The following is a 312-nucleotide window of genomic DNA, read 5'->3' on the forward strand; positions in this document are numbered from 1 at the left end:
GTAGCTGCCGGGTCTCATTCTCGTCCGAGGGCGTCATCACAACCATGTTCGGCACACAGCGCAGATAGCTGATATCGAAAGCACCTGCGTGAGTGGGGCCGTCTTCCCCAACCAGTGCGGCCCGGTCAATTGCAAAGAGCACATCGAGGTTCTGGATGGCAACGTCGTGAATCAGCTGGTCGTAGGCCCGCTGCAGGAAGGTGGAATAGATTGCGACTACCGGCTTGGCGCCGTCGCAGGCCAACCCGGCCGCCAGGGTATCGGAATGCTGTTCGGCAATGGCGACATCGAAATACCGGTCCGGGAAGCGTT

General features: G+C 59.9%; 1 pseudogene. It reads right to left on the reverse strand.

From position 1 onward, the window contains the following. Positions 1-312 (reverse strand): annotated as a pseudogene (locus tag E5Q11_RS17515) (1-deoxy-D-xylulose-5-phosphate synthase); the annotation flags it as partial.

The sequence above is a fragment of the Marinobacter confluentis genome, assembly GCF_004785685.1.
Classification (GTDB): Bacteria; Pseudomonadota; Gammaproteobacteria; order Pseudomonadales; family Oleiphilaceae; genus Marinobacter; species Marinobacter confluentis.